The organism is Micromonospora sp. NPDC047465, from assembly GCF_040643125.1.
In the GTDB taxonomy this organism is placed as follows: Bacteria; Actinomycetota; Actinomycetes; order Mycobacteriales; family Micromonosporaceae; genus Micromonospora.
Genome location: NZ_JBEYTP010000010.1, coordinates 41,125 through 49,943, shown reverse-complemented (window position 1 = coordinate 49,943; position 8,819 = coordinate 41,125). Strand labels below are relative to the sequence as shown.

The window sequence follows — 8,819 nt, the reverse complement described above, 5'->3', positions numbered from 1 at the left end:
GCCGTAGCTATTGAGATAGGTCCGGCGCTTTGGGTGTCTGGTTCGGGGTGGTTCGTGGTGCTCTGGTTCGTGGGACCGGGGAGTTATCGCGGATCAGGACTGGCGACGAACGACGGCCGGGGTGTCGCTGGTCGGGATGGTCGGCAGGTGGTCGGCGTCGCCGGTGCGCGCCCAGTCGAGGCCAGCCCGCCACGACGCGGCGTCAACGTCCCGCCATCCCTCGATCGCACCCCGCACCCGGTCGGCGAGGTGCAGCGGCGGCCACACCGTGAGCACGAACAGGGTCCGGGCTGCCCTGCTGCGATCGAACAGTCGCTTGGCGAGCTTCACGCGTCGCTTCATCTCGGTCTCCTCGGTCAGTGGTTGGTGTCGCGGATCAGGGGTGGGCCGGAAGCTGCGCCACAACCCTCGGCCCGGACGCGACGGGCGGTGACTGTCGCGCCCTGGGCCTCTGTGTTGGAAGTGGCACACCCCCTCACGCCGCCGCTCCCAGCAGTTCGGCGTAGGCGTGGGCGGCCTGCTGGGGGACGACCCCGTTGCCGAGGCATTTGAGCGACGGGCCGCGGCCGAGGTGGTCGGTGACCCAGCCGGCGGGAAGTCCCATGAGCCACTCGACGAAGGGCGGCGCCAGTCGCGGCTGGCCGTTCTTGCCGGGCTCGGTGGGGCTGGGTGCCTGTCGACCGGTGACGGCCTCCCAGCGGGCGATGGCCGGCGCGTACTGCCCCCACTGGTCGGGGATCTGCCGGCTGGTGTCGCGGAGCCCGAACCCGGCGGAGCTGGCACGGTCACTGCCACCGTCCGCGGCCATCGGGGTGGGCAGCAGGGTCACGGTCGTGCGGAGGTCCGGTGATCCCTCCGCGGACGCTGCGTGTCCGGGGCCGGACATCCCGTCACGCCCGGTCGGAGTCGGCAACAGCGCCCCGATGAGCGTCGGGTTGCCCCGGGCGTAGGTGTGCGAACGCCTCTCACCGTCCGCTCGGGTGGGCGTCGGCAGCAGGTTCAGCAGCACCTCGGACAGCGGCGGCCGGAAGCCCTCCGACGCCCGGCGGCCCGGTGTGCCCGTGTCGGACGCTCGGGGCGTCGGCAGCAGGGTCACGCCGTCAGCGGCAGCGGCACCGACTCCCACTCGCCCGGCGAGCGTTCCGGCATCGGGCGGGCAGTCCGCGGGCCAGGCGGCGATGAAGACGCGTTCGCGGCGGTGCGGGGTGCCGACGTCCGACGCTCGGAAGCAGCCCCACTCCGCATCGAACCCCGCCGCGGCCAGGTCTCCGAGAACTCGTCCGAAGCCCAGGGAAAGGTGCCCTGCGACGTTCTCCAGCAGCACGAGTCGGGGTCGTAGTGCGCGAATGGCGCGGTGGACGTCATCCCAGATCCATCTTTCGTCGGTGAGGCCGGCGCGGCGGCCGGCTAGGGACAGGGGCTGGCAGGGGTAGCCGGCGGTGAGCACGTCGATTGCGGGGGCGGTGGTCCAGTCGACGGTGGTGAGGTCGCCGAGGTTGGGGGTGGTGGGCCAGTGGTGGGCAAGCACCTTGGCGGCGTGGGGGTCGATCTCGGCGTGCCAGGTGTGCTCCAGCGGGCCGAGGACGTGCTCTGCTGCGAGGTCGAGCCCGCCGTAGCCGGTGCAGAGGGAGCCGAGCTTGAGCATCACGCCTCCTTGGCGGTGGCAGCGGGTGCGGCCCCCGCGACCGCACCGATGACGGTGTCGCGGGGCCACACGGCGTTGCAGGCGGCGCACACCACCACCCGCTCGGCGACCGGCCCGGCGGTGGTCGCCTCCAGGCGGCGTTGCCCGCAGCAGCGGCAGGGCTGGCCGGTGAGGGGTTCGCGGGCGGGCGGCAGCTTCAGGTGCCGGCGGGCGACCTCGTCGAGCCGGGTGAGGGCGTCGGCGAGGCGGGCGGCGGTGTCGGGCCGCTGGTTGGGGATGGCGGCGTGGATCCGGTCGAGGGGCGTGTCGCGGGTCTGCGCCTCCCAGCGGATGTCTCCGGTGCCGGTGATGGTCGGGGCGGCGAAGGCTGGCAGCGGCGGCAGGGGTTGGGCGAGCCGGTGGAGCTGCTCGCTGATGTCGTCCAGCAGCGCCCGGCTGCGGTTGACGCGGAACGGCTCGCCAGCGGTGAGGTAGGTGGTGGCGGTGGGGTCGCTGTGGCCGCCGCTGCCGTATCGGACGCCGTAGGTGGTGGAGCGGAGCCCGTCGGCGGCGTACAGGCCCTCACAGGCGATGTGGGCGGCCTCAGCGGCGGCAGTCCGGCGGAGGGCCGTGAGGGCGTCGCCGAGGCTGTGGGCGGCGGCTCGGGCGTGGAGGGCGGCGGTGTGGGTCACGGTGCTCCTCAAGCGGCGGTGACGAACTCGAACAGGTCGCCCTGACCGTCCAGCTCGGTTGGCAGGGCGGTGACGCTGGCGGGCTTCGGTCGGGCGGTGGTGCGCTGCTCGGCGCGCATCCACCGGAAGTCGTTGGGGTAGAGCCAGCCGAGGAGGCGGATGAGGTTGATGTCGGGGCCGTAGGCGATGTAGGTGCCGTCGGCGGAGTCGACACCCATCTCGCGGGCGCGGGTGAGGCGTTGTTCGGAGTTGACGCGGCCCATGTGCACCCACTTGCCGAGGCTTTTGGCCTCAGCGGTGATGGCGGCGGCCATGTCGGAAACCTTCCACTCGACGAGCTGCCTGCCGCAGTGCCGGCAGATCGTCTGCGGGAGGGTTTCGATGGCGGGCACCCACCCGCAGGGCACGCATTCGACGATGCCGGCGAGGAACACGGCGTCGATCTGGTCCCACGGCATGGTGGTCGGGGTTGCACCGTTCTGGGCGCAGAAGGCGACCCGCCCGACAACCTCGCGGATGGGACGCAACATCGGCAGGGACCGGGCGTAGGTGCCCTGATGGTCGGCGACGACGTCGGGGGCGACGGCGAAGCGGCAGCGGGCCCGCTGGTCGGCGTGGCTGTCAAGCCAGCGCAGGTAGCCCTTGTCGCCGGGGTAGGCGTTGGAGTAGATGCCGTTGTCGGCGATCCAGTCGACCCAGTCCTCCAGCCGGTTGCCGGCGGCGGGGGTGATGATCTGGCCGAGCAGGTCGGCGCGCATGGCGTCACGCACTCGCTCGGTGGAGGCGGTGGCGTAGTAGATCACTGGTGGTCACCTCCTTGCGCAGGGCGCGGGCGAACAGCAGCGGGATGAGGGTGCCGACGGCAACCTTGACGGCGGTTTGCCCCCACCAGCCGGCGAGGGGGAAGCCGGCGAGCCACAGGAACAGCACCGAGTCGATGGGGGCGGCGACGACGTTGGAAGCGATCCACGCGCCGAGGCGGTGGCGTTCGCGGAGGCGGGTGAACACCGCCATGTCGGCCAGCTCGGCGGCGAGGATGGTGAGTCCGGAGGCGACGACGAGTTGCGCTGGGGATAGGGCGCCGGAGATGGCGGCTGCGGCGGCGATGGCGGCGAGGACGATCCGGCGGCGGCCAGCGGATTCGTGGAGGGCGTCGCGGGCGACGAATGACAGGCCGATGGCGAAGGTGCCGGCGGTGACGGCAATGGGGCCGAGGTGTACGAGGTTGAAGTGGGTGGTGGCGAGGTTGGCGGTGGCGATGGTGGCGATGTAGGCGGCGGAGAGGGCGAGGGTCTTCACGGGTCAGCCCTCCTGTCCGCTCGTGTCGTGGTCGGGCCAGATGCGGTCGCGCTGTTCGTCGTGCTCGCGCATCCGTTCGATGAGGGCGGCCTGGTCGGCGATCTCGCGGGCGGCGTCGGCGAGGTCGTCCTTGAGGGATTCGGCGATCCGCCGGGCCTGGTCCCGTTCGGCGAGCGCCGAGGCGAGGGCCCGCTGAGCGCTGCGCAGGTCGGCTTCCAGCCTGTCGATCCGGCGGTTGGCGTCCTGAAGGGCGCCGACGTGCCGGCTGAGTTCGTGGGTGAGGTTGCGGATCTGCTCGTCGGGGGTGGGCCGGTCGAGGGCGATGCGGCGGGTGCGGGCGTGCGCCCACGGATGCACGCACTCGTTCGGGTAGTCCGGGCAGGCCGGGTCCGGGGCGCTCATGGCGGGGCTCCTCAGGGCTGGTGGATGGTGTGGGCGGGCGGGGTGGTGGCGCTGTAGGGCACGACGACGGGCCGGGGCTCGGCGGTGAGCTGCTCCAGCAGCCAGATGCGGATGACCACGCCCGGCGCGTCCAGCGCCTCCGGGTCCTCACCGGCCCACACCTTCGCCGCCCGCTGGTATTCGACGACTCGGGCGTCGTCCCGCCAGGCGCCGGCCGATGTGAGGGCGTCTTCGGTGGAGCGGATCAGCTTCGACAGGTCGGGGGTGCCCTGCGGTTGGGCGGGTGCGTTGTCGCGGAGTAGGTGTGCGTTGCGGCCGGTCCGGTAGTGGCCCTTCGGGCGGGCGAATGTGAACACCATGCGGGCGACCAGCGGCCCGTCGAGCGGGTAGCCGGGGGCGAGGCCGCCGCAGTCGTCGGGGCAGGTGCAGCGGACGATCTGCTCGGCGGCGGCGCGGACGTCTTCGCGCCATGGCTTGACCTTCTTGGATGACTCGACCATGCGGCCGGGGCCGTAGGACTTCTTGCTGCCTTGGGGGGCGGGCTGCCCGTACACCTTGATGGTCAGCGGGGTGGTCACGGCTGCTCCTTGGATGCGGGCGCGGAGGCGGTCGGGGTCGTCGATGGTGCCGGGGGTGTGGTTGGTGGCGGCTTGTTGGAGCCAGGCGAGGACGTGCGGCGGGGTGCTCACGGCTTCTCCTCAGAACGGGCAGCCGTCGACAGCGACGGGTGCGGCGGTTGGGGTGGTGGTGGCGCGCTGGTCGGCGGGGATCTGCCGCCAGCAGCGGTGTTCGGCAAGCACGGGGCCGGCGTCGCGTAGGGCGGTGCCGGCGATGCGGCCGGCGTCGCGGTGGATGAGGCCGAGGCGGGTGAGCGTGTAGGTCTGCAATCCGGCGACGAGGGCGTGGATTTCGCCGGCGCGGTTGAGCGGGATCAGGTCGACGCGGGCGAGGAGCCCTTCGGCGTGGCCGGTGAGCACGGGGGCGCCGCAGCGGGGGTGGGTGGTGACCTTGATGGCGGTGGTGATCAGCGGCCCGGTCATCGGAGCTCCCGGAGTTGTCCCGGAGCTGATTCCGGCCCGCGACGCCAACTCCGGGGGTAACTCCGGGAGTCGTTGTTGCTGGTCAGGGCGTGGATGTCGGCGCGGCCCGGAGTTGCCGGAGTTGATTCGGCCGTTCCATACGCGCATGTGCGCGAGACGCCTTCAATCTCTCTCCCGCGTGTGCGCGTAAAGTCACCGATCCAACTCCGGTAACTCCGGTTGATCTTCGGGCACTGGCTCTGACCTGCGGAAACGTGACCCGGAGTTGACCCGGAGTTAACCGGATTTCCGGAGTTGCAACTCCGGGTCAACTCCGGCGACGGGGTGCTCACGCCTCTTCACCCCCCTGCTCGACCCACCACCACGTGACGTTCTTGTCGGTGTCGCGCTTCGCCCGAAGGACGAAGTCGCCGTAGAAGCGGTCGACGTGTCCGCGGAGCCGGGCGCTGAGGGCGACCGCGTTCTTCGGCAGGTTGCTCTCGCCGTCGGTGATGAAGTCGCCCTGCCACCGGTCGTAGGTGGTGCCGTTGTTGAACTCGACGTCGGCGGACTGGCGGATGTCGCGGGCCAGCTTGGGGGTGCTGCCGTACAGGTTGTGCCAGCGGGCGAGGAAGCCGATCCACTCCGACTTCTGCTCGTCGAGCTCGTGGACGGCGTCGGCGTTGGTGAGGAACCCGTCGATGCCGTGGTGCGCGAGGAACCCTCCGGTGGCCGCGGCCCAGGTGGAGAACTGGCGCATGGTGTGGCCGGTGCGGGCGGCGCCGTTGGCGATCCAGTCCATAACGAGGATGAGGAGGTGCCTCAGCAGGGTGGTGCGGTTGCTGGGCGTCTTCACCCACCGGTCGAGGTCGGGGATGGCGAAGCCGGTGCGGAGTTCGGGGTGGGGCGTCTTCGGGTCGAGCCGCACGAGCACGGTGCGGGTGGCCATGTCCCCGCCGAGGCGCACGTTGTTGCCGGTGGCCAGCCACAGCCGGTCGTTGGCGGCGGTGAACGTCTTGTTGGTGCCGAGCAGCCGGTCGGTCCACACGGGCGTGGTGATGAGCATCGCGAGGACCGGCGAGTCGATGATTTCGCCTTCGCGGATATTGTCGAACACCACGGTGGGCGCGTTCTCGTCGAGCACCGCGGTGATGGCTTTGCGCTGCTCGTTCTCGGAGCGGACCCAGGTGCGTACGCGCTGGCCGAACAGCAGGCCGATGCCTTCGGAGAGGATCGTCTTGCCGGATGACGGGCTGGCGGCGGAGATGAGCCCGAACGGGGTGATGGTTCGCAGGTAGGGCCGCAGGATCTGGGCGATGAGCAGCCCGATGTAGTTGGCGCGGTCGGCGGGGTCGACCCACGGGAAGTCGCCGAGGAAGTCACCGAGGAGGAACTGGCGGGCCTGGTCGACGAGCTCGGCCCCGGGCTGTTCGGGGATGTGCGGGACGGCGACGGTGGCGGCGTAGTAGAGGCCGGTGGCGGGGTCGTAGCCGGGCTTCTGGAGCAGGGTGCCGTCGGGCCGCAGCACCGGGGAGCCGACGATGCCGTGGAGGGCGGGCACGCCAGGCCAGTAGCGGCGGGACAGCACAGACGCGAGGGTCCGGGCGGGTGGGGTGATTTCCTCTTCGTAGAGGTCGCCGTCGCGGGTCTTCTTGATGCGGTGGGTGTAGGTGTGGTGGGCGAGCAGCGCGGCGAGCCCGTCGGGGCTGAGCGGGGTGGAGATGACGGGCAGGGGCGGCTGCTCTGCGGGGGCGAGGCCGGCGGCGGAGCTGTCGCCGGAGACGCGGGTGAGTTCGACGAGTTCGCCGTTGGTGACGTACGTGTCGGGGAGGGCGCCGTTGTTGATGGCGTCCTGGACCTGGCGGATGGTGTCGGCGTCGCCGTCGAGCTTGATGGACCGTTTGATCGTGTCGTCGGAGGTGGCGATGACGCGGGCGGCGGTGCCGTCAACCGGCGCGATGGTCCGCGGTGCGGCCGGCGGCGGGGCGGCGGGCTTCTCCCGAGGCGGTAGCGGGGTGCCGTAGCCGAGGCGGGCGAGTTCGCGGGTGGCGGCTTTCTTGTCCCCGCCGTGGTTGAGCAGGGCGTACACGTACGGCTTGGTCATGGGCTCCTCAGTGGGCAGCCCGGAGTCGGTGGAGAACACCCACAGGCGGTCGCGGGCGGGGTCCTTGCCGGTGGTGGCGGAGATACCGGCGGTGGTCTTGCCGGGCCGTACCCATTCGCAGTAGGCGCCGGGCTGGCCGGAGGCGACCCGCCAGCCGGCACCGCCCAGCAGCATCTGGTCGTCCCACTCGACGCGCTGCTCGAAGTCGTCGTTGGGGGTGATGTGCCCGGCGGGCCGGACGACTTCGAGGCGCCGCGGCGCGGCGAGGGTGGGCTGCGGGTCCGGGTGCTGCTTGAGGGCGGCGGCGAGGCCGGCGCGGATGTCACCGCGGCTGTGCCGGTCGGGCCGGGCGTCGGTGATACGGCAGGGACGGGCAAGCCCTTCCTTGCGGTTGACGGTGCCGGGGATGCGCAGGATCCGGGCGAGGTCGCCGACGGGCCCATAGTGGTAGCCGAGCTTGGCCGCGGAGCGGGCGATGACGGTCTGCCAGCGGGCAGACAACTCCTTGATGTTGGCGAGGTTGTCGGCGGTGATGTCGATGTGCTCGTTGAGCAGCCACCACGGGTAGAGGCCGCCGCCGGAGTGGACCCACAGGGTGGGCTCGGGCAGCCCGGACTCGGCGATGATCTGGCGGCCGGCGTCCTCGGTGGGCGGCAGGGGTCGGGTGACGCAGACGTGCCGGTCCTTGAGTTGGCAGTCGGCGGGGCAGACGTCGTGCTTGTGTCCGGGGCCGGCGATGTCGATGTCGGCCCACAGGCCGGGAAGGGCGAGGCTGTCGGCGGCGCTACCGCGGCCACCGGTGCCGGGCTTGCCCTTGAGGGTGGTGACCCGCAGGTAGATGCCTTCGGGCTGGGCCTTGTCGAGGTGCGTAACGTAGGCGGCGGCCTGGTCGTAGTCGGCGAACGTCTGCCCGGTCCAGTTGCCGGTGGAGCTGACGTGCACGAGGCCGGGGGTGTTGACGTAGAGCACGTCGAACCACGTCCGGGCCAGGGTGGCGTCCAGGACGGTGGTGTGGTGCTCGGTGCTCGTCATCTATCTGGCTCCTGAGCTGGTTGGTTCGGGGAGGGTGGTGCTGGGGCTCCGGGGCCGCCGGCCGGCCGTGAGGTGGTGGCCGGCCGGCGACGCGGGGGCACCAGTTCCTAGGCCGCTGCGGCAGCGACGACCTTGGCCTTCTGCTCGGGGCCGAGGACGTCCCAGAGGGCCTGGTCGACGGCGGCCGGCTTGACCAGCTCGCCGACGGCGGAAGGCCCGGCGGTGATGGGCGCCGGCTCGACGGCCGGCGCGGGCGCGGCGACGGCCGTCCCGTTTCGGCGGACGGTCACCTCGAAGTGCTTCAGCGTCTTGCCGCCGGCGCGCTTCTCGTTCTGCGTGAATGTGACGGTGAGGTGGTCGCCGGCTTCGGGCCGCTTCTCCGCGAGAGCCGCCTTGAGGCGGACCTGGCCGGCGGTGACGGTGCGCTCCTCGCCGTCGTCGGTGGTCAGCAGGATCTGCGGCGCGACCTTGCCGTCGTCGAAGCGGTGGGAGCGGACGGCGGTGACAGTGCCGGAGACGGTGTCGCCGACGTTCTCGAACTTGACGAACGCGCCGCCTTCGCGGATCTCGGGGTCGTCCCAAACGGACATGTGGTGCTCCTTCAGGTTGGGCCGGGCTCGGGCCGGGCCGGGTTGGGGTGGTGCGCC

General features: G+C 71.6%; 10 protein-coding genes. All 10 read right to left on the bottom strand.

The genetic code is table 11. The annotated features are described in order from the left end of the window. Nucleotides 1-93: 93 nt before the first annotated feature. On the bottom strand, nucleotides 94-342 hold the full coding sequence (locus ABZ793_RS12125; RefSeq protein ID WP_357455827.1) for a hypothetical protein: 249 nt from the start codon (nucleotides 340-342) through the stop codon (nucleotides 94-96). Nucleotides 343-475: 133 nt separating this feature from the next. Continuing rightward, nucleotides 476-1,645 carry a DNA cytosine methyltransferase gene (locus ABZ793_RS12120; RefSeq protein WP_357455824.1) on the bottom strand — a complete coding sequence of 390 codons (1,170 nt, stop codon included), beginning with the start codon at nucleotides 1,643-1,645 and terminating at the stop codon, nucleotides 476-478. Further along, nucleotides 1,645-2,316 (bottom strand): hypothetical protein, encoded by a 672-nt coding sequence (locus ABZ793_RS12115; RefSeq protein WP_357455821.1) that lies wholly within the window; start codon nucleotides 2,314-2,316, stop codon nucleotides 1,645-1,647. Before ABZ793_RS12115 ends, ABZ793_RS12120 begins: the two co-directional genes overlap by 1 nt. A gap of 8 nt (nucleotides 2,317-2,324) precedes the next feature. Further along, a complete protein-coding gene (locus tag ABZ793_RS12110; RefSeq protein WP_357455818.1) occupies nucleotides 2,325-3,119 on the bottom strand; it encodes a hypothetical protein in 795 nt (264 codons plus the stop codon). Then, the gene (locus ABZ793_RS12105) at nucleotides 3,079-3,615 is read right to left on the bottom strand and encodes a VUT family protein (protein ID WP_357455816.1); all 537 of its coding nucleotides are present in this window, start codon (nucleotides 3,613-3,615) and stop codon (nucleotides 3,079-3,081) included. Before ABZ793_RS12105 ends, ABZ793_RS12110 begins: the two co-directional genes overlap by 41 nt. Nucleotides 3,616-3,618: 3 nt before the next feature. After that, entirely contained in the window at nucleotides 3,619-4,017 is a 399-nt protein-coding gene (locus ABZ793_RS12100; RefSeq protein WP_357455813.1) for a hypothetical protein, read from the bottom strand. Nucleotides 4,018-4,028: 11 nt separating this feature from the next. Next, complete coding sequence (locus ABZ793_RS12095) at nucleotides 4,029-4,706, bottom strand: RusA family crossover junction endodeoxyribonuclease (protein ID WP_357455810.1); 678 nt, start codon at nucleotides 4,704-4,706, stop codon at nucleotides 4,029-4,031. Nucleotides 4,707-4,715: 9 nt separating this feature from the next. Beyond that, the gene (locus ABZ793_RS12090; RefSeq protein ID WP_357455807.1) at nucleotides 4,716-5,057 is read right to left on the bottom strand and encodes a hypothetical protein; all 342 of its coding nucleotides are present in this window, start codon (nucleotides 5,055-5,057) and stop codon (nucleotides 4,716-4,718) included. A gap of 328 nt (nucleotides 5,058-5,385) precedes the next feature. After that, nucleotides 5,386-8,172: a hypothetical protein gene (locus tag ABZ793_RS12085; protein ID WP_357455804.1), complete on the bottom strand. Its 2,787-nt coding sequence runs from the start codon at nucleotides 8,170-8,172 to the stop codon at nucleotides 5,386-5,388. A gap of 107 nt (nucleotides 8,173-8,279) precedes the next feature. Further along, complete coding sequence (locus ABZ793_RS12080; RefSeq protein ID WP_357455801.1) at nucleotides 8,280-8,762, bottom strand: hypothetical protein; 483 nt, start codon at nucleotides 8,760-8,762, stop codon at nucleotides 8,280-8,282. Nucleotides 8,763-8,819: the final 57 nt, after the last annotated feature.

Excerpts from the sequence above, each read along its gene's own strand:
- ABZ793_RS12085 (WP_357455804.1), bottom strand. The coding sequence starts at position 8,172 with ATGACGAGCACCGAGCACCACACCACCGTCCTGGACGCCACCCTGGCC.
- ABZ793_RS12125 (WP_357455827.1), bottom strand. The coding sequence starts at position 342 with ATGAAGCGACGCGTGAAGCTCGCCAAGCGACTGTTCGATCGCAGCAGG.
- ABZ793_RS12090 (WP_357455807.1), bottom strand. The coding sequence starts at position 5,057 with ATGACCGGGCCGCTGATCACCACCGCCATCAAGGTCACCACCCACCCC.
- ABZ793_RS12100 (WP_357455813.1), bottom strand. The coding sequence starts at position 4,017 with ATGAGCGCCCCGGACCCGGCCTGCCCGGACTACCCGAACGAGTGCGTG.
- ABZ793_RS12080 (WP_357455801.1), bottom strand. The coding sequence starts at position 8,762 with ATGTCCGTTTGGGACGACCCCGAGATCCGCGAAGGCGGCGCGTTCGTC.
- ABZ793_RS12120 (WP_357455824.1), bottom strand. The coding sequence starts at position 1,645 with ATGCTCAAGCTCGGCTCCCTCTGCACCGGCTACGGCGGGCTCGACCTC.